19 protein-coding genes and 1 other annotated feature are annotated in these 22,968 nt (G+C 59.1%); of the genes, 16 read left to right on the top strand and 3 right to left on the bottom strand.

The window, feature by feature from the left end:
• Positions 1 to 145: 145 nt before the first annotated feature.
• From ETC00_RS13760 to larB, 7 genes are all read left to right on the top strand, one after another.
• A complete protein-coding gene (locus ETC00_RS13760) occupies positions 146 to 799 on the top strand; it encodes a potassium channel family protein (protein WP_171566647.1) in 654 nt (217 codons plus the stop codon).
• Between the two features lie 3 nt (positions 800 to 802).
• A complete protein-coding gene (rlmB, locus tag ETC00_RS13755; RefSeq protein ID WP_171566646.1) occupies positions 803 to 1,618 on the top strand; it encodes a 23S rRNA (guanosine(2251)-2'-O)-methyltransferase RlmB in 816 nt (271 codons plus the stop codon).
• Positions 1,619 to 1,776: 158 nt separating this feature from the next.
• Positions 1,777 to 2,043 (top strand) — a binding site (T-box leader).
• 106 nt (positions 2,044 to 2,149) lie between these two features.
• A complete protein-coding gene (pheS, locus tag ETC00_RS13750; protein ID WP_171566645.1) occupies positions 2,150 to 3,184 on the top strand; it encodes a phenylalanine--tRNA ligase subunit alpha in 1,035 nt (344 codons plus the stop codon).
• A 20-nt stretch (positions 3,185 to 3,204) separates the two neighbouring features.
• A complete protein-coding gene (pheT, locus tag ETC00_RS13745; protein WP_171566644.1) occupies positions 3,205 to 5,628 on the top strand; it encodes a phenylalanine--tRNA ligase subunit beta in 2,424 nt (807 codons plus the stop codon).
• Positions 5,629 to 5,718: 90 nt separating this feature from the next.
• Positions 5,719 to 5,985 (top strand): cell division protein ZapA, encoded by a 267-nt coding sequence (gene zapA, locus ETC00_RS13740; protein WP_171566643.1) that lies wholly within the window; start codon positions 5,719 to 5,721, stop codon positions 5,983 to 5,985.
• 88 nt (positions 5,986 to 6,073) lie between these two features.
• The gene (larE, locus tag ETC00_RS13735; RefSeq protein ID WP_230076649.1) at positions 6,074 to 6,949 is read left to right on the top strand and encodes an ATP-dependent sacrificial sulfur transferase LarE; all 876 of its coding nucleotides are present in this window, start codon (positions 6,074 to 6,076) and stop codon (positions 6,947 to 6,949) included.
• Positions 6,942 to 7,703 carry a nickel pincer cofactor biosynthesis protein LarB gene (gene larB / locus ETC00_RS13730; protein WP_171566642.1) on the top strand — a complete coding sequence of 254 codons (762 nt, stop codon included), beginning with the start codon at positions 6,942 to 6,944 and terminating at the stop codon, positions 7,701 to 7,703. The genes larE and larB overlap by 8 nt, the downstream gene beginning before the upstream one ends.
• 51 nt (positions 7,704 to 7,754) lie before the next feature.
• On the opposite strand, the gene ETC00_RS13725 is transcribed toward larB, so the two are convergent.
• Positions 7,755 to 8,129 (bottom strand): phage holin family protein, encoded by a 375-nt coding sequence (locus ETC00_RS13725; RefSeq protein ID WP_171566641.1) that lies wholly within the window; start codon positions 8,127 to 8,129, stop codon positions 7,755 to 7,757.
• Positions 8,130 to 8,279: 150 nt separating this feature from the next.
• On the opposite strand from ETC00_RS13725, the gene ETC00_RS13720 reads away from it, so the two are divergent.
• The 8 genes from ETC00_RS13720 to ETC00_RS13685 all read left to right on the top strand — a co-directional run bounded on the left by ETC00_RS13720 (position 8,280) and on the right by ETC00_RS13685 (position 18,177).
• Positions 8,280 to 10,637, top strand: a complete 2,358-nt coding sequence (locus ETC00_RS13720; protein WP_171566640.1) for an endonuclease MutS2 — start codon at positions 8,280 to 8,282, stop codon at positions 10,635 to 10,637.
• Between the two features lie 18 nt (positions 10,638 to 10,655).
• Entirely contained in the window at positions 10,656 to 11,066 is a 411-nt protein-coding gene (locus ETC00_RS13715) for a DUF350 domain-containing protein (protein ID WP_171566639.1), read from the top strand.
• A gap of 151 nt (positions 11,067 to 11,217) precedes the next feature.
• Positions 11,218 to 11,538, top strand: a complete 321-nt coding sequence (locus ETC00_RS13710) for a 2Fe-2S iron-sulfur cluster-binding protein (protein ID WP_171566638.1) — start codon at positions 11,218 to 11,220, stop codon at positions 11,536 to 11,538.
• 218 nt (positions 11,539 to 11,756) lie between these two features.
• The gene (locus tag ETC00_RS13705) at positions 11,757 to 13,061 is read left to right on the top strand and encodes a nucleotide sugar dehydrogenase (RefSeq protein WP_171566637.1); all 1,305 of its coding nucleotides are present in this window, start codon (positions 11,757 to 11,759) and stop codon (positions 13,059 to 13,061) included.
• A 266-nt stretch (positions 13,062 to 13,327) separates the two neighbouring features.
• Positions 13,328 to 14,629: a CitMHS family transporter gene (locus ETC00_RS13700; RefSeq protein WP_171566636.1), complete on the top strand. Its 1,302-nt coding sequence runs from the start codon at positions 13,328 to 13,330 to the stop codon at positions 14,627 to 14,629.
• Between the two features lie 121 nt (positions 14,630 to 14,750).
• Positions 14,751 to 16,361 carry an ATP-binding protein gene (locus ETC00_RS13695; RefSeq protein WP_171566635.1) on the top strand — a complete coding sequence of 537 codons (1,611 nt, stop codon included), beginning with the start codon at positions 14,751 to 14,753 and terminating at the stop codon, positions 16,359 to 16,361.
• 20 nt (positions 16,362 to 16,381) lie between these two features.
• Complete coding sequence (locus ETC00_RS13690) at positions 16,382 to 17,092, top strand: DUF977 family protein (RefSeq protein WP_171566634.1); 711 nt, start codon at positions 16,382 to 16,384, stop codon at positions 17,090 to 17,092.
• A complete protein-coding gene (locus ETC00_RS13685) occupies positions 17,089 to 18,177 on the top strand; it encodes an AbrB family transcriptional regulator (RefSeq protein WP_171566633.1) in 1,089 nt (362 codons plus the stop codon). Before ETC00_RS13690 ends, ETC00_RS13685 begins: the two co-directional genes overlap by 4 nt.
• A 44-nt stretch (positions 18,178 to 18,221) precedes the next feature.
• On the opposite strand, the gene ETC00_RS13680 is transcribed toward ETC00_RS13685, so the two are convergent.
• Together ETC00_RS13680 and ETC00_RS13675 are read right to left on the bottom strand one after the other, a co-directional pair.
• Positions 18,222 to 19,049: a M55 family metallopeptidase gene (locus ETC00_RS13680; RefSeq protein WP_171566632.1), complete on the bottom strand. Its 828-nt coding sequence runs from the start codon at positions 19,047 to 19,049 to the stop codon at positions 18,222 to 18,224.
• A gap of 213 nt (positions 19,050 to 19,262) precedes the next feature.
• Positions 19,263 to 20,396: a glycosyltransferase gene (locus ETC00_RS13675; RefSeq protein ID WP_171566631.1), complete on the bottom strand. Its 1,134-nt coding sequence runs from the start codon at positions 20,394 to 20,396 to the stop codon at positions 19,263 to 19,265.
• Positions 20,397 to 20,790: 394 nt separating this feature from the next.
• On the opposite strand from ETC00_RS13675, the gene ETC00_RS13670 reads away from it, so the two are divergent.
• Entirely contained in the window at positions 20,791 to 22,137 is a 1,347-nt protein-coding gene (locus ETC00_RS13670) for a glycosyltransferase family 4 protein (protein ID WP_171566630.1), read from the top strand.
• The last annotated feature ends 831 nt before the right edge of the window (positions 22,138 to 22,968 follow it).

Below are 22,968 nucleotides of genomic sequence, written 5' to 3'. Positions count from 1 at the left end.
CATCGTCGGCTCATACCCGTTTTGTAGCCGATGGAAGCGTTGTGGTATAATGCTTGGTATTAAAAGTGCCCTGCCGGTGCTCCGGATGGGGCAGCCCAGGCAGGACGTTTTGGTCATGTGGCCACAGCACAAGGAGTGGAAAAGCATGTCAAAGCAGTTTGCCGTCATCGGGATGGGCCGGTTTGGTTCCAGCGTGGCCCGGACCCTGTATGAGATGGATTATGAAGTAATGGGCATTGACGAAAACGAAGAGCGCATCAACGAGAACATCCAGTACGTCACCCACGCTGTCGCCGCCGATTCGACCGACGAGCGGGCGCTGAAGGAGATCGGCATTCGCAACTTCGACGTGGTCGTCGTCGCGATCGGGGCTGACATTCAGGCCAGCATTTTGACCGTGCTGATCCTCAAGGAACTGGGCGTGAAAAAGATCGTCGCCAAAGCGCAGAACGAGCGGCATGGTCAGGTGCTGTACAAGGTGGGGGCGGATCGGGTGGTGTTTCCCGAGCGGGACATGGGGGTGCGCGTCGCCCACAATCTGATCTCCGCCAATGTGCTTGACTTTATTGAACTGGCGGAGGATTACAGCGTGGCCGAAGTGGTGGTCTCATCCGGGATGGTGGGCAAGACGCTGCGTCAGCTGGACATCCGCGCCCGATACGGAGTGAACGTCATCGCCATCAAAAGCGGCGAGAAGTTCAACATCGCCCCCAGTCCGGACGAGGTGATCCAGTACGGGGACGTGCTGGTCGTCATCGGCAACAACAAACATCTGAATGCATTTGAGGAGCAGGCGTAGACAATGAAGCACGACGTCATACAATCGGTGCATAACCCCTTGGTGAAGCGGTTGTTCCGCCTGCTGGAGCGAAAAGGACGGGACGAGCAGGGGCGGTTTCTCGTCGAAGGGGCCCATTTGGTGGAAGAAGCCCTGAACAGCGGCGCGGAGGTGATCACCGTCCTGTACGACAGCAGCCGGGAGATGGACCCGGCCTGCCGGCGGGCGATTGACAGGCGCGCGGGGGAAGTCGAAGTAGTTCCTGCTTCCGCGGCGGTATTGGCCAAGCTGTCGGAGACCAAGACACCGCAGGGAATTGTCGCCGAAGTGAAAAAGACAGAGCACGACTGGAACGCATGGCTGCAGGCGGCGGAAGAACGTGATTACCTGCTGCTGATGCTGGACGAGATTCAGGACCCGGGCAACCTCGGCACCATGCTGCGCACGGCGGAAGCGGCTGGTGTCGACGCAGTGATTCTCGGCAAAGGCAGCGTCGATCCGTACAACGGCAAAGTGGTGCGGGCCACGATGGGGGCGCTGTACCGGCTGCCCGTTTTTTCCCGGCCGCTGCTGGAGGCCGCCGCCGAATTGAAACGGCAAGGCGCGCGGGTTATCGTGTCCTCCCTCAATGAAAACAGCCTCAGGTATGACGAGGCTGATTACACAGGCAAAACGGCAATCGTGATCGGCAATGAGGGGCGGGGGGTCTCCCGTGCCGTGAGCGAAGCGGCTGACGGGTTCGTGCACATCCCGCTGTACGGACGGGCGGAATCGCTCAATGCGGCGGTCGCCGCCGGCATCCTCATCTACGAGGCGCAGCGCAGACGCAGGCATAGGTAGCGGCTGCTGTCCGCTGCACACGCTTCGCCAGCCGCTTGCGTTCGTCCCAAGCCATGGCCACAGCGCCTGTTGGAAAATCGCTTGACCGCATGCAGGATTTGCATCATTGAAAGTTCGCCAGGGTTGCGCTATAATTTTCCTGAATGTGTGTAATATAACGGAAAGCGATGACAGAGAGTAGTACGCAGGCCCCATGCGTTTGCAGGGAGGAGATGCCGCAGACTGAAAGCATCCCAACGCCATGTCTGCCGAATTCACTCTGGAGCCGCACTCTGAACCGCTCGAGACGAGCCCAGTAGGAGCAGCCGGGACATTCCCGTTATCATGGTCAAAGTGAGGCGGAAGACTGGGTTCCCCAGGCATCGTTGGGGGAAAAGCCTTCTGCTTAACAAGGGTGGTACCGCGAGTAACAGCTCGTCCCTTTTCGGGGCGGGTTTTTCTATTTTTCGGGGCCCTCCCGGTTTACGCGGCAGCCGCAGCCGGACGGGACCGCAGGAAGGTTGCAAATCTTGAGCAAAGGAGCGATACAACGTGCAAACGCGGTTACAGGAGATGAAACAGGCGGCGCTGGACCAGATCAGCCAGGCCGCAGACGCGGGTCAGCTGCAAGACCTGCGCGTCAAATATCTGGGGAAAAAAGGTGAACTGACCGAGCTTCTGCGCGGAATGGGCAGCCTTTCGCCGGAAGAGAGGCCTGTCGTCGGCCAGCTCGTCAACGAGGTGCGCGCGGCGCTGGAAGCGGCGTTTGCCGACAAGCAGGCCGCACTGGAACAAGCAGCGCTGGAAGCCAAACTGGCGTCGCAAACGCTGGACGTTACACTGCCCGGCCGTCCGGTTCCGACCGGAACGATGCACCCGCTTTCCCGCATTATCGAAGAGATCGAGGACATTTTCATCGGTCTGGGCTTTGAAATTGCCGAAGGGCCCGAGGTGGAGACGGATCATTTCAACTTCGAGATGCTCAACCTGCCCAAGGATCATCCCGCGCGCGACATGCAGGATTCGTTCTATCTGACGGAGGACATTTTGCTCCGCACCCAGACGTCTCCGGTGCAGGCGCGCACCATGCTGAAAAAGGCCGGCCAGACGCCGGTAAAAATCATCTCTCCGGGCAAGGTGTACCGGCGCGACGACGACGATGCCACCCACTCCCACCAGTTTACGCAGATCGAAGGGCTGGTCGTCGACAAAGGCATTGGCATGAGCGACTTGAAAGGGATTCTGCTCACGTTTGCCCGCCAGATGTTCGGGGCCAACCAGCAAATCCGCCTGCGCCCCAGCTTTTTCCCGTTCACCGAACCGAGCGCGGAAGTGGACCTGCAGTGCTTCAGCTGCGGCGGAGACGGCTGCCGCGTCTGCAAGCAGACGGGCTGGATCGAGATTCTCGGCTCCGGCATGGTGCACCCGCGCGTATTGGAAATGGCCGGCTATGATCCGCAGGAAGTGAGCGGGTTTGCCTTCGGAATGGGCGTGGAGCGCATCGCCATGCTGAAGTACGGGGTAGAGGACATTCGCCATTTCTACACCAATGACGTGCGCTTCCTGCGGCAGTTCAACCGAGGCTAGAAAGGAGAGTCGTTTCAGAGATGAAGGTATCGTACCAATGGTTGTCGGAATACGTGGATTTACACGATATCACCCCGTACGAACTGGCGGAAAAGCTGACCAGAAGCGGGATTGAAGTGGAGACTGTAGAGCCGCGCAACGCCGGCGTCTCCAACGTAGTGGTCGGGTACGTCAAGGAGCGCAGCAAGCATCCGGACGCCGACCGCCTGAGCGTCTGCATCGTGGATGCAGGACAAGGCGAGGACCTGCAGATCGTCTGCGGTGCGCCCAACGTGGCGCAGGGACAAAAAGTGCCCGTAGCATTGATCGGAGCGAAACTGCCGGGCGGCCTGCACATCAAGAAGTCCAAGCTGCGCGGCGTGGAGTCGCACGGCATGATCTGTTCGGCCAAGGAACTGGGCCTCAATGACAAGCTGCTGGCCAAAGACCAGCAGGAAGGGATTATGGTCCTGCCCGAGGACGCCGAAGTGGGCATGGATGCGGTCTCTTACCTGGGGCTTGACGACTACGTGCTGGAGCTGGGCTTGACGCCAAACCGTTCCGATTGCCTCAGCATGATCGGGGTCGCTTACGAAGTGGCAGCCATTCTCGGCCGGGAGGTCAAGCTGCCGGAGATTGCCGTCACGGAAAACGGCGGCGACAATCCGGTAAGCGTGCGCATCGAAGCGGACGATCACTGCTACCGCTACGTGGGACGCCACTTTACCGGAGCGAAAATCACCAGTTCGCCGCAGTGGATGAAAAACCGCCTGATGGCGGCGGGGATCCGGCCGATTAACAACGTCGTGGACGTGACCAACTACGTCATGCTGGAATACGGCCAACCCCTGCACGCGTTTGACGCGACCAAGGTAAAAGACCGCGCCATCGTCGTGCGCCTGGCACAAGACGGGGAGAAGCTGGTCACGCTGGACGATCAGGAGCGAACGCTGGACAGCCAGACCCTGCTGATCGCCGACGGGGAAAAAGGGCTGGCCATCGCCGGCGTGATGGGCGGCGCCAACTCGGAGATCACCGACGAGACGACGGAAATCATTTTGGAAGCCGCCTGGTTTACGCCGCAGACGGTTCGCCGCACGGCTCGGACCCAGGGCATGCGCACGGAAGGATGCGTCCGCTGGGAAAAAGGCGTCGATCAGGCGCGCGTCCAGGAAGCAGGCGAGCGGGCTGCTGCGCTGATCCAGCAGTTGTCGGGCGCGGCCGTCTCCAAAGGAGTGGCGTCGGCTGTTGTCCGTGAAGTGAAGCCGGCCGTCGTAACGGTTGCGCTGGAGAAGATCAACCAGCATCTGGGCACGTCGCTGACCGCAGCGGACGTCTCCGCAATTTTCGACCGCCTGGGCTTTTCGTATGAGCAGAACGGCAGCACCTGGACGGTCACCGTACCGACCCGCCGCGGTGACATCACCCTGCCGGAGGATTTGGTGGAGGAAGTGGCCCGCCTGTACGGCTACGACAACATTCCGACCAGCTTGCCGAGCGGCCAGGCCACACAGGGGCAGCTTACCCCCGACCAGCGTCTGCGCCGGACAATTCGCCACCACCTGATTGGCGCGGGACTGCACGAGGCGATTACCTACTCCCTGGTTCACGCGGAGCGGGTGGGGGATGTAGCCGGTCTGCACCGCATTGACGCCAAGCCGATTTCGCTGGCCATGCCGATGAGCGAAGAGCACAGCGTGCTGCGCACCAGCCTGATCCCTGGCCTTCTGCAGACGATCGCCTACAACAAAAACAGGCAAAACCACGATGTGGCCGTGTTTGAACTGGGCAGTGTCTTTCTGACCACAGAAGAAAAGCTGACACAGCTTCCCGAGGAACGCCTCTACGTGGCGGCAGCTTTGACCGGGCAGTGGCTGCCGCAGAATTGGATGGGCGCAAACCAGCCGGTTGATTTTTACCTCGTCAAGGGACTGGTTGACTCACTCCTGAGCCGCTTGGGAATTGTCGGTGCGACCTACAAGCCTGCATCCGATCTGGCTGGCATGCACCCCGGCCGCACGGCGGAGGTATGGGTCGGCGAGCGGCGTCTCGGCTATCTCGGACAGATTCACCCGGCACTGGAAAAAACCTACGACGTGTCGGAAACGTACGTGTTTCAGTTCGACCTGACGGAGCTGGCAGCAGCAGTCGAGGATGCAGGCTATTACAAGCCGCTGCCCAAGTTCCCGGCCGTGACCCGCGACCTCGCACTGGTAGTGGACCGCAGTGTGCCGGCGGCCGCTCTCGAAACGGCGATTCGCCAGGCGGCAGGAGAGCTCCTGGAATCGCTCACGCTGTTTGACGTCTACACCGGGGAGCGCATCGCCGCCGACAAGAAGAGCGTCGCCTTCTCCCTCGTCTTCCGCCATCCGGAACGGACGCTGCAGGACGACGAAATCCAGCAGGTGACTGCCGCCGTCGTGGACGCACTGAAGGCGCAAACGGGCGCGGAACTGCGCATGTAAGGGACCTTGACGGATTCTGACATTTTCAGTAACCTAAAAAAGATACAGGAGTACAAAAGTCGCAGAGTAGTGTTGAAGGAGGAAGCCTTCGTGCAAGGTGATGGGAAAAATCGGTTGACGGTTGATATATTTGGCCAGCAATACCGGCTGAGCGGAAAGGCAAGCGTAAACCATATCCGCATGGTGGCCGGTTTCGTCGATGACAAGATGAATGAAATCGCCAAGGGCAACCATCGCCTGGACACGGCCAAAATCGCCGTGCTCACCGCGGTCAACATTGCGGACGAGTACTTCCGCCTGCGACAGGAGTACGAGGCACTGTTGAAGATCCTGCATGACGACGCGAACCAAGCATAGACGAATCACATAAAAAGAGGGGCAGTGTATGCCTCTCTTTTCCCATTGTCGCGAAAAAGCTTGTCAATAAGAGGGGCGTGGGCAAAAGATGGGTCAGGAGATGGACAGAGAAGCGCTGCGGGAGGCGGCCCGCCGGCTGTCTCTCGCAGAAAAAGAGGAAAAACTGCGCGGGCTGCTGCGCGATATGGGGCGCGTGCTGATCGCGTTTTCCGGAGGCGTTGACAGCACCTTTTTGCTGGCATGCGCCGTCCAGGAACTGGGCGATGAGGCGATCGCCGTGACCGCGGCGTCGGAGACGTTCCCGACGCGGGAGTTTGAAGCGGCCAGGCAGTTGGCCAAACGCCTGGGTGCCCGTTTTGTGACCACCGAGATCCGCGAAATGGAAAATCCGCAGTTCGTGGCCAATCCGGTCAACCGCTGTTTTTACTGCAAAGACGGATTGTACGAGCATCTCGGCCGATTGGCGGAAGAAAATCAATGGAATGCCGTCATCTGCGACGGGGCCAACATGGATGACCTGGGCGACTATCGTCCCGGACGATTGGCCGCCGTCCAGCGCGGTGTCCGCAGCCCGCTGCAGGAAGCCGGCTTGTTCAAGGAGGAGATACGCCAATTGTCCCGGGCCATGGGGCTGCCCACCTGGAACAAGCCGTCGTTTGCCTGCCTGTCGTCGCGCATCCCGTACGGCTCGCCAATCACCCTGGAAAAGATCGACCAGATTGACAGAGCAGAGGGGTATCTGATAAGTCTCGGCTTTCATCAGGTGCGCGTGCGCCATCACGATGCAATCGCCCGCATTGAGGTAGACCCGGCCGACTTTCCGCGTCTGCTGGAGCATAGCGACGAGATTTCCCGAACGCTGCGGCAGATTGGTTTTCAGTATGTCACCCTGGATTTGTCCGGCTACCAGACGGGCAGCATGAACGCCGTTCTGGACAAGGATGTGAAAGCGGCGCATGGTTGATGTAGCGGCGATTTTGCGTCAGGTGCAGGCAGGAAGATTGAGCGTGGAAGAGGCGGAAGAGCTGCTTGCGGGCACGAGCCGTCTGGAGTATGCCACGCTTGATCTCGACCGGGCGCGGCGAACCGGTTTTCCCGAAGTGGTGTACGCGGCTGGCAAAACAGCGGAACAGTTGGTCGGGATTTTCAGCAGGCTGCGGGAACATCAAACAATCGTGCTGGCCACGCGGGTGACGGCCGAGCAGGCGGAGGCCGTGCTGACCCGGTGGCCCGACGTGCAGTATGTGAGAGAAGCGGGACTGTTGATCGGCACCAGCAGCCCGCTTACGCCTGTGCGGGACGGATACGTGGCGGTGGTGACCGCCGGCACGTCCGACTGGCCGGTCGCTCAGGAGGCGGCCTGGACGGTGCGCTGTTTTGGCAGCGAAGCGAGAGTGATCGCCGATGTGGGGGTGGCCGGCATCAACCGGCTGTTCCAGCGCTTGGATGAGATCAGGGAGGCGGCGGTGATCATCTGCATCGCCGGCATGGAAGGAGCGCTGGCCAGCGTTATTGCCGGACTGGTGGACAAGCCGGTCATCGCCGTGCCCACCAGCGTCGGGTACGGTGCTCACTTCAACGGCCTGGCCCCGCTGCTGTCGATGCTCAACTCTTGCGCCAACGGCGTGGCTGTGGTAAACATCGACAACGGATTTGGCGCAGGCTACCTGGCCGGCATGATTCACCGGCAGATCGCCGCTGCCTCGCTGCAACCGTAATAAAAAGAGCCAACCCGACAAGGGGTTGGCTCTTCGCTCACGGACGTGAAATTAGGTTTCCTGTTTGTTGCCGGCGTCGCCGTTGCGCAGGTCCATATGCGTCTTGATCGGGATGAACAGGTCAATGATCCCGATCACCAGCGCGGCGAGCAGGGCACCCAGGATGGTCACCCGGAACCCGGAGACGACAAACTGAGTCAGCCAGATTACCACGGCGCTCACCAGAAAACCGACAATCCCGCGATTGTACGGGGAGATCCGGTCGCCGAACATCAATTCAATAAGCCAACCAATTACGGCGATGACCACCGCGGCCATTAGTGCGGGCCAAAAACCGTTTACAGAAAAGCCGGGAACGAGAAACCCGACGAACATAAGCACGACTGCCGCGACCACGAAACGAATGACATGGCGCAAAATCGTCATGAAGAATCCTCCTTTGGAGTTTGTTTCACTACTCATTCTGGCTTGTTTTTCGACAAAATATGCCGCACCGGGTGTGTAAATTTATGCTTGCGGCGGACTGCATGTTATAATGGGGAATGTTAGCGTTGACCACGTTAAGGAGGCACCATTTTGGAACAACGGGTGTTAAAAACCTTGGAATACGACAAGATCGTCGCCCTCCTGATGGAGAAAGCGACATCTGCATACGGCAAAGAAAAAGCATCCGCCTTGACGCCCTTTGTCCGCTTGGACGAAGTGCAGACGGCCCAACAGGGAACGGCAGAGGCGGCAACCGTGCTGCGGTTGAAGGGAAGCGTGCCGTTGGGCGGCATCCGCGATATCCGCGCCGCCGTGCAGCGTGCCCGGCTGAATGCAATGCTGGCGCCCAGGGAACTGTTGGATATCGCCGACACCGTAATGGCGGGACGTCGGCTGCGCAATTTTTTGCTTGACCTGTGCGAGGAGCAGGAACTGCCGCTGCTGCGCTTTCAGGCCGAGCGGATTGAGGGGCTGCGCGAGCTGGAGGCGGAAATTCGCCGCTGTGTGGACGAAAACGGCGACATCCTGGACAGCGCCAGCGCGGAACTGCGTCAGGTGCGGCAGGAGATTCGCCAACTGGAGGCGCGCATCCGGGAAAAGCTGGATCAGATGACACGGTCTTCGGCGTACCAGAAAATGCTGATGGACAGCATCGTGACCATTCGCGGCGACCGTTTTGTCATTCCCGTCAAGCAGGAGTACCGTCACGTCTTCGGCGGGATCGTGCACGACCAGTCGGCGTCGGGCGCAACGTTGTTCATCGAGCCGGAAGTAGTCGTGTCGATGAACAACAAGCTGCGCGAACTGCGTCTGCGCGAAGAAAAGGAAGTGGAGCGGATCCTGTTCGTCCTGACGGAGATGGTATCCGGCGCGGTGGAAGCGCTGAAGGAAAATGTCGACGCGCTGGCGGAGCTGGATTTCATGTTCGCCAAGGCTCAGTTGGCCGCCAGCATGAAAGCTGTCTGTCCGCGGCTGAACGACCGGGGCTACCTGCGGCTGAAAAAGGCGCGTCATCCGCTGATCCCGCATGACAAGGTCGTGCCGGTGGACGTGGAGCTGGGGGGCAGCTACCGGGCAATCGTGGTGACTGGCCCCAACACCGGGGGAAAAACCGTTTCGCTGAAGACGATCGGGTTGCTTTCGTTGATGGCGATGGCCGGTCTGCACATCCCGGCAGAGGAAGAGAGTGAAGCAGCCGTCTTTTCCTCCGTGTTTGCCGATATCGGCGACGAGCAGTCCATCGAGCAAAACCTGTCCACCTTCTCCAGCCACCTCACCAATATCATTCACATCCTCGGTGCGATGGATGAGAACAGCCTCGTGCTGTTTGACGAATTGGGAGCGGGAACCGACCCCACCGAAGGGGCGGCGCTGGCAATGGCGATCATCGACGACGTGATCAGGCGCGGGGCCCGGCTGGTTGCCACGACCCACTACAGCGAGCTGAAAGCCTACGCCTACGACCGGCCGGAGGTCATCAATGCCAGCGTGGAGTTTGACGTGGAAACGCTCCGCCCGACCTACCGTCTGCTGATTGGCGTCCCCGGCCGTTCCAATGCGTTCGCCATCGCCAAGCGGCTGGGACTGCCCGAGGAGATTATTGAAAAGGCGCGCGCTTCGATCAGTGAGGAAGACAATCAGGTGGAGAGCATGATTGCCTCGCTGGAGCGAAACCGCAGGACGGCGGAAGAAGAGCGGCAGACGGCCGAGGCGCTGCGGCGCGAAGCGGAAGCGCTGCGAGCGCAGCTTGAAGAAGAGCGGACCCGCTTCGCCGAAGAGAAAAACAAGCTGCTGGAACGGGCAGAAGAAGAAGCGCGGATCGCTGTGCAGCTTGCCAAGGAAGAGGCGGACGCGGTCATTCGCGAGCTCAGGCGCATGATGGCGGAAGGCGCGGAAATCAAGGAACATCGGCTGATTGAGGCCAAGAAGCGCCTGGGTGACGCTGTGCTGGAGCTGGAGAAGGAAAAGGTGAAAAAGCCGGCCAAAGCCGTGCGCGCCACCCAGGTCAAGCCGGGTGACGAAGTAATGGTAACCAGCTTCGGCCAAAAGGGAACCGTCCTGGAAAAAGCAGGCGATGACGAATTCCTGGTCCAGATCGGCATCATGAAGATGAAGGTAAAGCGAAACGACATGCACGTGGTGAAGCCTTCCAAACAGGAGCAGACCATCGCCGCATACACGTCGGTCAAACGGGCCAAAAACACGGTCAAGATGGAGTTGGACCTGCGCGGCTACAACGTGGAAGAAGGCATCAGGGAGATCGACCGGTACCTGGACGAGGCGCTGTTGGCCGGCCTGCATTCCGTCTCGATTATTCACGGCCACGGCACCGGCGTGCTCCGCAAAGGCGTTCACGAGTATCTGCGCCAGCACCGGAACGTCAAGTCGTTTCGGTTGGGCGGCCAGGGTGAAGGCGGCGTGGGCGCCACTATCGTCGAGCTCAAGTAGGAGAGCGGGAGGTGCCGCATGGAACACTTGCTTCACAACAAATACTTTGCCGCCGTTGCATACTTTACTGTCACCGGATTGGCGATGATCGTGTTTTTATCCGTGTTTGAACTGGTCACGCGCTACCGTGTGTGGCAGGAGCTGAAGCGGGGAAACGTCTCCGTCGCGATGGCAACGGGCGGAAAAATCTTTGGCATTGCCAACATTTTTCGCTACTCCATCCAGCATCACGACTCAATCGGACAGGCGTTGATCTGGGGAACGCTGGGATTTTTCCTGCTGCTGTCCAGCTATTTCATCTTTGAATTCATGACGCCCAGCTATAAAATTGATGAGGAAATCGCCGCGGACAACCGGGCGATCGGCTTTATTGCCATGGTGCTGTCGGTCGGGTTTTCCTACGTGATCGGGGCCAGCCTGATCAGGTGAACAGAGCAGGCTCCCTGCCGGACGAAGCCGGGGCAGTGAAGGGCGGCACGCTCATCATCGCCCGGGGGCATGCGGTAATGGGACCGGTGGTCTGACAGCGTACCGGTAGTCCGCCAGCGTATGTGAAGTTAAAGGATATGGGGGATGCAGGATGAGCCAGACGGATGTTGTTGTCGTGACGGTGCTGCACGATGGGGAAAGCAAGCAGCTGTTCCTGAAGCAGGGAGCGAACCTGCTCATGGCGCTGGTTGAGGCAGGGCTGCCGATTGACTTTTTCTGCACGACGGGAAAATGTACCACCTGTCGTCTCCGCATGGACATTCCGGTCGGCTCGGCTGCACCCCCTTCTTCCACGGAGCGGTACCGCCTGGGAGAGGCGGCGGTGGCGGCAGGGATGCGGTTGAGCTGTCAGGTGTACGTGACCGGTCCTTTGACCGTTTATTTGGATGCGTCCGCCCCTGCCCGGCCGTGAACGTTCGTTGAACCATTGCCCATTGAGGAGTATAATAAGGCTTTGGCATACGGTGCCACTGCATGAGGAGGCTTCACCTTGGAAACCTTGTACAAGGTCCTCATCGTCTTATGTGTAGTGTTTCTTGCGGCAGGAGTATGGTACCTGTCGAATTGACGCAAAAAGGCCACGCTGACCGCGCGGACCTTTACCAGATAATGGGAAAGAGGAGATCTGCAATGACTCAGCCTGTACGCGTTGCTGTTGTCGGATTAGGATTCGTCGGATTGCCGCTGGCACTCACGTACGCCATGAAAGGAGCCCGCGTGGTCGGTGTGGACGTCATGCCGAACGTCGTCGAGGAGATCAACGCCGGCATCTCCCACCATCTTGAATCCTATCAAGGCAAGACGCTGCCGGAAATCCTGCGCGAGCAAATCGCTGGGGGCCGCTTCCGGGCGACGACATCCTACGAAGAAGCAGCAGCGGAAGTGAACAACTACATCGTGACGGTCGGTCTGCCTGTCCACAACGGGGACCCGGACCTGGGACCGCTGAAAAGCTGTGCCCACACCTTGGGACGCGTGCTGAAAAAGGGAGACATGGTGATGATTCGCAGCACCGTGATTCCCGGCACGACGGAAGAAGTGATTCTGCCGATCCTGGAGGAAGCCAGCGGGTTGAAGGCGGGCAGCGACTTTTACCTGACCTACTGCTCCGAGCGAATTGCCGAAGGGCGGGCGTTTGAAGAGTTCATCCACATGCCGCTCGTGCTCGGCGGTATTGACGCGGAGAGCGCCGCCAAAGGCAAGGAACTGCTCTCCTTCATCAGTGAAACGGAGATCATCGTCTCCGACATTCGCGTGATTGAGACCGCCAAAGTGATCGAAAACATCCAGCGCGACGTGAACATCGCGATGGTGCAGGAATTTGCCCGTTTCGCCGAGGCATTCGGGATCGATACCTTTGAGCTGATCAAAGTGGCAAACACCCACAAGCGCGTCAACCTGTTGACTCCGGGGCCGGGTGTAGGCGGCTTCTGTCTGCCCAACGCGCTGTACTACCTGCAGCCCAAGGCCAAGGAGCTGGGCGTCTCGCTGCCCTTGCTGCAGTTGGCCCGCAACACGAATGACGGCGTGCCGGCCGTCCTGGTCGGGATGCTGGAACAGGCCCTGCGGCAAAAAGGCAAGACGCTGGCAGGCAGCCGCGTCGCCGTGCTGGGTCTGGCGATGAAGGACTTCTCCAACGACGACCGGGTGAGCCCGGTACACGACCTGATCGCGCTGCTGCAGGCCAAAGGCGCAGAGGTACGCTCCTACGACCCGGCAGTGCCCAGCCGCTACGGGCACAAGACGGACAGCCTGGAAGAGGCGCTGCGCGGCGCGGACGCGCTGTTGTTGACCGCCGTTCAGAAGGAGTTTGCCGAATTGGATTGGCAGCACGCCGCCGAACTGATGGCGCCGACGCCGATCCTGTTTGACACGAAAAACCGCATTCCGCGCACACTGGACACGGACAGCCGGCTGACCGTGGTGCGCATCTGACGAACGACAAAGTCCCCAAACCTGGGGACTTTTGTTTTGGGCTGGCGATCCTTAGTGAAGGAGGCTCCCGGGACGTGTTTGGTCCGGGAGCCTTCTTGCTGTAGTGAACCGCATGATCACGCGGGTTTCGCGTCAGTAAATTTAATGAACAAAATGAGGATTATGCGGCTTATATCGTTTATTTCCGTTTTCTATTCTCGTCAAAATATTGTTGTTATAATGAAAACACTTTCTTGAAAGCGCATTCTTTTTGGGGGGAAACAAACATGCTGTCTTTGCTCGGCTTCCTGATGATGGCCGTCTTCCTGTACCTGATCATGACAAAGCGCTTGTCCGCGCTCGTTGCCCTGATCGTCGTGCCCATATTCTTTGCCCTGATCGGAGGATTCGGGGCGGAGATGGGAGCGATGATGCTGGAGGGCATTGCCAAGATCGCTCCCACGGGGATCATGCTGCTGTTTGCCATCCTGTACTTCGGGATCATGATGGATGCGGGTCTGTTTGATCCTTTGATCGCGAAAATTCTGAAACTGGCCAAAGGAGACCCGCTGAAGATTGTAGTGGGTACCGCCGTCCTGTCGATGCTGGTGGCACTGGACGGTGACGGGACCACAACCTACATGATTACGGTATCCGCGATGCTGCCGCTGTACAAACGGTTGGGCATGAACCCGCTGATTCTGGCGGTCACGCCCATGCTCTCGATGGGGGTCATGAACATGACGCCGTGGGGAGGACCGACGGCACGGGCGATGAGCGTGCTGCACCTGGATGCGTCGGAACTGTTTACGCCGCTCATTCCCACGATGGTCGGCGGGCTGATCTGGGTGATCGCGGTGGCCTGTATACTGGGCATGCGGGAACGCAAGCGTTTGGGTGTGGCGGAGATTCAGTACACCGCTGACGAACGGATGGCGATGTCCGAACAGGCGGCGGCCGCTGACCAGCTCAATCGTCCAAAACGGCTGTGGATCAACCTGCTGCTGACCTGCGCCCTGATGACCGGCCTGGTGATGAACTGGATGCCGCTTCCGGTCCTGTTCATGATCGCGACCGCAGCCGCTCTTCTGATCAACTACCCCAACCTGCAGGAGCAGAAGGAACGGATCACCGCCCATGCCGGAAATGCGCTGACCGTCGTTTCCATGGTCTTTGCCGCCGGAATTTTTACCGGCATCCTGACCGGCACCAAGATGGTGGATGCAATGTCCAACACGCTGGTTTCCCTGATTCCCGAGTCGCTGGGAACACACATGCCGCTTTTGGTAGCAATTACCAGTCTGCCCTTTACCTATTTCATGTCAAACGATGCCTACTACTTCGGCGTGGTGCCGATCCTGGCCGAAGCGGCAGCCAGCTATGGCGTCGATCCTGTAGAGATCGGCCGGGCCTCCATCCTGGGCCAGCCGCTGCACGTCTTGAGCCCGCTGTATGCGGCCCAGTATCTGCTCCTCGGAATGGTGGGGGTCGATTACGGAGAAAATCACCGGTTTATCCTGAAGTGGGCCTGCGGCACATCGCTTGTGATGATAGTGACCGCTGTTCTTACGGGAGTGATGTCGTTCTAGCTCATCCCTTGGGGAAAACAGAATCGCACGAACGGATAGAGGCCCCCTTGGCCTCTATTTTCACTGTTTTTGCGGCTGAGATTGCGCCGGAATCTGCTACACTGAGGGGAGAGGTGGTTTCGTGCGGTTTCAAAGCAAACTGATCCTGGTGATCTGCACGCTGCTGTTGTGCGTGATCGCGATCCTGGGATGTTCCTATGAGTACATGCTGGCGAACGCGCTGAAAAAGGAGATCGGCACACGCGCCCTCCATGTCGCGGAAACCGTCGCAGCGATGCCGGAGATCAAACGGGCTTTTTCCGACTCTGATCCGTCCAGGACGATCGCCCCGTTGGCGGAGAAAGTTCGCCGGGAAACCCATGCCGATTTTGTGACAGTGGGAAACCGGGAAGGAATTCGCTACTCTCACCCCATCCCGGAGCGGATCGGACAGAAAATGCAGGGCGGCGACAATCAGCCCGTCTTTGCAGGCCAGTCGATCGTTTCGGAGACGACCGGTTCCCTGGGGCCCGCTCTGCGAGGCAAGGCGCCCATTTTCAACGAGGCAGGACAGGTCATCGGGGTAGTCTCGGTCGGATTTTTGCTGGAAGATGTTCAAAAAACCATCCATTCCTATCGGGATAAGATCGTTGCGATCGGGTTGATTGCCCTCGCGTTGGGCGTGATCGGCACCTTTTGGATCGCCCGCAGCGTGAAACAGGCGATTTTCGGCCTGGAGCCGTCCCAGATCGGTCAGCTCTACCAGGAGAAGCAGGCCATCCTGGAATCCATCCGGGAAGGGATCGTGGCTGTCAACGCAAACGGGACGATTACCATGGCGAACCAGACGGCGCTGCAGCTGTTGGGACTGGACAGCTCGAAGGAAATCACGGGCAAACCGGCGGACGAGATTCTGGACAGCTTCCGGCTGCTGGAAGTCCTGAAGGCAGGCCGGGCGGTCGTCGACCAGGAGACCTGGATGGCCGGTCATGTGTTGGTCGTCAACTGCGTGCCCATTTTGGACACGCACGACCAGATTGTCGGCGCTGTGGCCAGTTTTCGCGACAAATCAGAACTGTACCGGGTTATCGAAGAGCTGTCCCGCGTCAAGGAATACGCGGAAGCGCTCCGTGCGCAAACCCATGAGTATTCCAACAAGCTATACCTGATTTCCGGCCTGATCCAGTTGGAGTCGTACCGGGAAGCGATTGAGTTTATTACCCGGGAAACCGATGTCCATGTGAATCACACCCGGTTTATCATGCGGGAGATCCCGGACCCGATCATCGGCGGTCTGCTGCTCGGCAAGCTGAATCGGGCCAACGAACTGAAGGTGAAGCTGGAGATTGACCGGGAAAGCAGCTTCCACGACATTCCGGCGTGGATTGACCGCCACCATCTGATTACCATCATGGGAAACCTTGTCGATAACGCCCTGGAGGCGGTTTTGGCACCGGGGGCTTTCGCCAGGGAAGTCAACGTCTTTCTGACCGACATCGGGGAAGTGCTGCTGTTCGAGGTGGAAGACCGGGGACCGGGCATTCCCGACGAACACGCAGACCGCTTGTTCGAATTGGGGTTTTCCACAAAAGCGCAGAAAAATCACGGATTTGGCCTCGCCCTGGTCAAACAGGCTGTCGAGCAGTTGAACGGACACGTCAGTCACACGCCCAATCCGGACGGGGGAACGATTTTTACCGTCGTCATTCCAAAAGAAGCCGACACAGCAAAGAGGGTGAAGGGAACGCCATGAAAGCGAGGAGTGATGAGCCCATGATTCAGGTGTTGATCATCGAGGACGACGTGCGGATTGCCGAAGTGAACCGGCGCTTCGTGGAAAAGGTGAGCGGGTATCAGGTCATCGGCATTGCCACGAACCAGCAGGAGGCCGTGGACCAACTGGACATTCTCCAGCCCGATCTGGTGCTGTTGGACATCTACTTTCCCGACATGAACGGTTTGGACTTTTTGTCGGTCATCAAGGAGCGGCGTTCGGAGACGGATGTGATCATGCTGACCGCCTCCAAGGAAGTGGACACGGTGGTGGAGGCGATCCGCTGCGGCGTGTTTGATTTCATCACAAAGCCGTTGATTTTCGAGCGCTTGCAGCAAACGCTTGCCAACTACCGGGAGTTCCGGCAGAGGGTGCGCGCCTTGAAAACAGAGCGGGGGCACATCAATCAGGAAGAAATTGACGAGCTCATACGCGCGGCGGGACCCAACGGCGGAAGGGATAGCGGTCTGGTCAAGGGAATCGACAGGATCACGCTGGAGAAAGTGGCTGCCTGTCTCAGCGAGGCGGGGGAAGTCACCACCGAACAGGTGCGAAGGGCAACGGGGACGAGCCGTTCGACGGCACGCCGCTACCTGGAATACCTGGTCGTCACTGGGGAGGCGGTCGCAGACCTCTCCTACGGGGCGGTGGGACGGCCGGAGAGGGTCTACAAAAGCGTGAAAAAGGCGAAAGGAATGGCGGAACGATGATCGCGCTGCGGCCGGTTCTCACCATCCTGATCGCGGCGGCAGGTGGCGCCGTTTTCACCCTGCTTCGTCTGCCGCTGCCCTGGCTGCTGGGACCGCTGGCAGCAACAGTCGTTTCGGTCATGCTGGGGTGTGACAGACTGTGGCTGCCTTCCTGGTTTCGCCGGATCGGCCTCGTGATCGTCGGCGTCGCGCTGGGCATGCGGATAACCCGGGACATTTGGGGGACCATGGCGGATCACATCGGGATGATGCTGGCAGCCACGCTCGTGACGATCCTGTTCGGCCTGATGCAGGCCTGGGCGATCCACAAACTGTACCAGGTGGACGTGATCACGTCCATTTTCAGCAACATCCCCGGCGGGCTCTCGGAAATGTCCACGATCGGCAGGGAGCAGGGCGGTAACCTGCAGATTATTTCCCTGTTCCACTCCATTCGCATCGTCACGGTTGTGTTCGTGACGCCGTTCGTCGTGATGACGCTGTCCCACAAGGCCAACCTGCTGCCGGTACAACCCGCAAGTCAGACGGTCGGCTGGATGCAGGCGGCGGTGTTTTTGGCCGCCGGAGCGCTGGGAGCGGTGGCAGCCGCCCGTTTGAAGTTCCCGGCGCCGTATTTCCTGGGTCCGCTTTTGACGGCGTCATTGGTGTCCTTTGCGCTTTCGATGACAGGCGGCACTGCCGGTGCGGGCACGCCGGCCCTGTCCGGCCTCGTCGTGAAAGGCGCCCAGCTTTTGATCGGGGCGGGGATCGGCATTGAATTCAGGCGGGAGGAGATTCGCACCTACCGCAGGCTGCTGGTGCCTTCGCTGGCCGCGTCTTTGCTGCTGACCACCCTGACGTTCGCGCTGGCCTTCCTGCTGTCGTATGCCACGAGCATCGACCTGCTTACCGGCATGCTGGCGACAGCGGCCGGCGGCGCAGCAGAAATGAGTCTGACTGCCCTGGCGATCGGTGCCGACCCGCTGCTGGTGACGGCCTTTCAGCTCTTTCGCGTATTGTTTATCGTCACCGTCTTCTCGTTTTCCATCCGCTGGTTTCTGAAACGGCGCGGATTGTGTGAAACGGCAAACAGGCAGGCGCGCTGAGGAAGCGTGCCTGCCTTGCTGTTGGGGGAATAGGGCAGCGGCCTTTAGAAAAATTCCGCGGTTCCCGCCAGATTGATCATCGCCCGCATGGTTTTGTACAGGTCGTGCTGATCGGCGGCAGTGTAATATACCGTGCAGCTTTCCATTTCGTACCGGGTGCCGGGAACGATCGCGGCCATCTCTGCCTGACCGGCATGGGTGAACTCGATGGCCAGTTCCAGCGGCGTCGTGACGGTGAGCGGCGCAATCTGCTCGACTTTGGACAGGGCCAGCCTGGTCTGCCGCTTCAGTTCGGCAGTCGCCTCCTCGCGGGACAGGCAAAGGGCGGCTGTGCGGGATACCGCCTGTTTGACCACGGCGGTACAGATGTCGGGGATGAGCGCCTTCGCCTCTTCTGCGATCAGGTTGTCCCCCGATACGAGACAGACAGGCACGCCGTACAAGCCGGCGTAGACGGCGTTGAAGCCGAATTCTCCCACCACCATGCCGTTGATGTACATGTTGCGAACACAGCCTGACATCGTGTGGCTGAGGACGCCGGGTACCCCCTGCCGCGTGTGATAGCCGATGAAGAAGGCGGCGTCATAGCTATCGTCCAACCCCTGCATCATCGAAAAGTTGCGGGGGGAGCCGGCCAACAGTCTCGCCTGGGGATGCAGCGACTCCCACAGGATGTTGTTCATGGTATTGTGGCTGTCCGCCACCACGATTTCCGTTGCGCCCCACTCCAGAGCGGCTTCGATGACAGCATTGGCGTCGTCCGTCATGAACTGGCGGCCGCGCTGGTAGTTGACTCCGGCGTTCGGATTGATGTAGCTGGTGTCGACAATGCCGGAGATGCCTTCCATGTCGACGGAGAGAAACAGTTTCATCGGGCCCATCCTTTCTCGCATGATTCCGAATTATTTCACTTCTATGAAAGCAGATTGTCTTGCCAAAGGCAACAAAGTATGCCAGCAGACCTCCGAGTCTTCGAGACGAGAGGAGATTCTTTTGATAGAGTCAATTCAGCAAGTCCCGGTAATAAGTATAACAAACGCCCGAACGTCTGCATTCGGGCGTTTGTTGCCGTGTTTCCAGTTTCTTTACACCAGCCGCTGGTACAGCGCCAGGGTGCATTCCGCCATGCGCTCGATGGTAAAGGTGTCTTCTGCCGTTCGCAGGGCGTTTTCGACGAGTGTTTCGCGCAGCTCGGGCGATTGATGCAGCTCCTGCATGGCCCGGCTCAGCCGCTCGACGTCGCCCGGTTCCACCGTCAGACCGGTTACCCTGTCCTTGACAAACTCCTTGACGCCCCCGACGTTGCTGGCGATGACCGGCACTTCCGAGGCCATCGCTTCGATGAGCGTGTAACCCAGTCCCTCGTAGAGAGAAGAGTGGACAAACGCGTCACAAGCATGCAGGCAGGCGGGGATGTCCTGGCGGAAACCGGCGAACCGGACCTTGTCCTCCAGGCGGTGTTCGCGCACCTTCGTTTCCAGCAGCGCTCGCTCCGGACCGTCCCCCACCATGACGAGGCGGACGTCCTCTGTGCCGGGATTCCGCGTCAGCTGGGCAAACGCGTCGATCAGGTGTGGAAGCCCTTTTACCGGGACGAACCGGGCGACTGTGGAGAACAAAAACGCCTCTTCGGGGATGTTCCACTCCGCGCGCAGCCGCTTCCGGTCCTCAACACGCCGATGCGTCTGCCGGTAGGGGGCCAGGTCCATGCCGTTGTAGATGATGCTGATGCGGTCTTTAGGCACTCCCTCTTGCCGCAAAATGTCTGCAAGTGCGCCGCTGATTGCCACAAAGTGTCGGTTCCATCGGCGGGTGGACCGTTCCATCATCGTGACGGCGGCGTACGCCAGCGGATGGACGTAGTCGTAGCGGAGGTGGCTGTGTACGGTCGTGACCAGTACAGGGCCGGTTCCGCGCACGGCCAACCGGGAAAAAAAGTTTGCTTTTACGCCGTGGGTATGTACAATGTCCGGTTGATAGCGGCGAAACGTGTCGCGCAGCGCCTGCAGCAGGCGCACGTCGAAGCGGCCGAACCTGTCCAGCGGGATGACGGAGACGCCGGCCTTGCGCAGCTCGTCGGCGAACAGGGAGTTGTAAAAGCAAACGACCGCCACGTCCACTGCTTCCTGCGGCAGGGAGGTGACCAGGTTGAGAATATGCTGTTCCGCTCCGCCAAATTCCCCCCCGCCAATGACGTGGAGGACTCGTAATTTGCTCATGACAATCCACCCAAACCTTTATGACAAACCCTCTATCGAAAGCATTCACATCAGTCCGTTCTTCGGTAGAGGTAGATTTCTGCCGGATCAGCCAGCAGCACCGGGAAGTTACCTGCATGCTGATCCTGTAAGAAAACCCACCCGGCCATAGCATACGCTTCCCCCACTCAATGGTTGACGCTGTGTCGAGCAGGGTCCCTTGCTTCGCCGGGCGGGGCTCTCCAACCAATCGTGCAACACTGCCGTCGCGACGTGAAAGATCATCTCTTCCTGATTTGAAAACAAAGCCATTCTCACTATAGCAGATGACTGGTGGATTCGCAATAAGACTGGACTTGTGGTATCTTGGTGAAGGAGCATTACGAGAATGGACAAAAACGAGGAAGGTATCCCAATGAAGACCCGCAGTGTATTGATCATCTGTTACATATTCCCGCCGATCGGCGGAGGAGGCGTGCCGCGGCCGTTAAAAATGGCCAAATACCTGGGCGAGTTTGGGTGGAAGGTGCACGTACTGACTGTTGACCCTGTCTACCACGCTACATTGGACCCGTCCCTTTTAGCGCAGGTGCCGGCCGACGTGACGATACACCGCGCCAAGGAGTGGCCCTTGCTGCCGCGACGGGGCGGGGGTGCTGCCCCTGCTGCCGGAGGAGAGGCTGCTTTGGCCCGACGTTCCCTGACAGCGACGCTCAAGCAGCAGGCGGTCGGTTTGTTGAAAAAAGTGAAACCGTACCTGCTGATCCCCGACGACCAGATCCTTTGGCTGCCCAACGCTTTGAAGCTGGGACGGGAGATCATCCGCCGGGAAAAAATCGATGTAATCTTTTCCACCTCCGGCCCCGTGACCAATCACCTCGTCGCCCGCCGACTCGCCCGCGAGTTCGGGGTAAAATGGGTGGCTGATTTCCGCGATCCCTGGACGCAAAACATGCATTCGTCGGGGATCGCCTGGCGGGAGCGGCTGGAGGAGCGCATGGAAGCGGGTGTGATGGCAGAGGCTGACGCCATCACCACGGTGACGGCCACATTTGCCGAGAACTTCCGCAAAAAACACGGCAGCCGCATTCGCCGTCTGGAGCTGATCTACAACGGCTTTGACCAGGCAGATTTCGTCGGCCTCACGCCTGAGTATACCGCGCCCGGCAAGTTTCACGCCGTTTACGCCGGCATTTTGTATCAGAAGCGCAACCCGCGCCTGCTGCTGCGGGCGATCCGCGAACTGATCGACGCGGGAGAGGTAGCGCGCGAGGACCTGCAGCTCAGTTTTGCCGGCGTGTTTGACTATCCGGGTTATTCGGAAAACCGGGACTGTGTGGAGGCGTTGCAATTGGGCGACGTCGTCCGCGTGCTCGGCAACCTGCCGCACAAACAGGCGCTCGGCCTGATGAAAGGAGCGGACGCGCTTCTGCTGATCGGGGACGTTTCGCCAGACGCCGGAGCGTACATCCCCGGCAAGCTGTACGAGTACATGGGCATTGGCAAGCCGATCCTCGCCCTGAACAAAGCGGGGGAGGCGACGCAGATTATTGAGGCATTCCGCCTGGGCCAAGTGGCCGACCCGGAAGACAAGGAAGCCGTCAAGCAGGCGTTTCTGAAGCTGTACCGCGAGTGGAAGGAGCGGGGAGCGGCCGGCGCGGCGGAACGTGACGACGACTTTGCTGAAAGGGTCAAGCCGTACGAACGGCGTGAGCAGGCCCGCCAACTGGCTGAATTGATGAACGAACTGGTCGGACAATGAAAATGAGGCATGAACCTCTCAGTGTGTAGACAAAGTCCGTGGCGCATGGGTGATCGGGCTCGCTCGCTCTCTTGACGACCAGCAAAGAAGTGAATGATGTCCGCTTCAAAACGCGACGCGGGCAGGGGGCAAACATCTGGGTAGTTCGATGAAGTGAGACTTGTGCCCCCTGTTTTTTCCCGCGTCTTTCGTTTTTCCGCTGAGCAGGTCGTCAAAGGAGCTCGCTTGGCCCATCACACCATGCCATATACTTTGTCTCCACCTTCGGTTGATGAATGTGCAGGCCTTCCGGCCTGGAAACGATGGAAGATCGTTTCCTTGCGGACACTCAATAAAAAACAGTTTGTCTTCAGTCTGAGAGGCGATGAATTTGACTCTTTCAGAATGAAGACAAACTGATTGTACCGAAGGAGAATCACGTTTCCAGGCAGAGCGACTTGAGAGCCCTACCGAGCAAAGCAGCGATTTGCGGGAAAAAGGAGCGTCACCTTTGCATCGGTTGCGTAGCGATGCGGCTTTGGCGATCCCCCGCAAATCGATGCGGAGCGTGTAGTTTGTGCTTCCCTGCTGGGCATTGACTGGGCCCCGCCGGACGCGAGCATTAGCTTGTGTTCAGTGGGTAAAGAACGGAGTGGATGACGGAAGCCTGTTCTCCTCGCAACGGCCATTTTGCCTACAAACAGAAAGAGGCGATAGATTCGCCTCTCAGCGTGTAGACAAAGTACCGAAGGTACAAGGTCTACACGCTTTTTTGTCGAATAAACATGACATTCAACGCTTTATAGAGGTGGAAGCATGCTGAACAAGCAACAGGCCGAAGGTCGTTATCAG

The sequence above is a fragment of the Brevibacillus sp. MCWH genome, assembly GCF_013096935.1.
GTDB classification, from domain to species: Bacteria; Bacillota; Bacilli; order Brevibacillales; family Brevibacillaceae; genus Brevibacillus; species Brevibacillus aydinogluensis.
The sequence above is the reverse complement of the archived record's forward strand: the minus strand, read 5'-3'. Positions and strand labels throughout refer to the sequence as shown.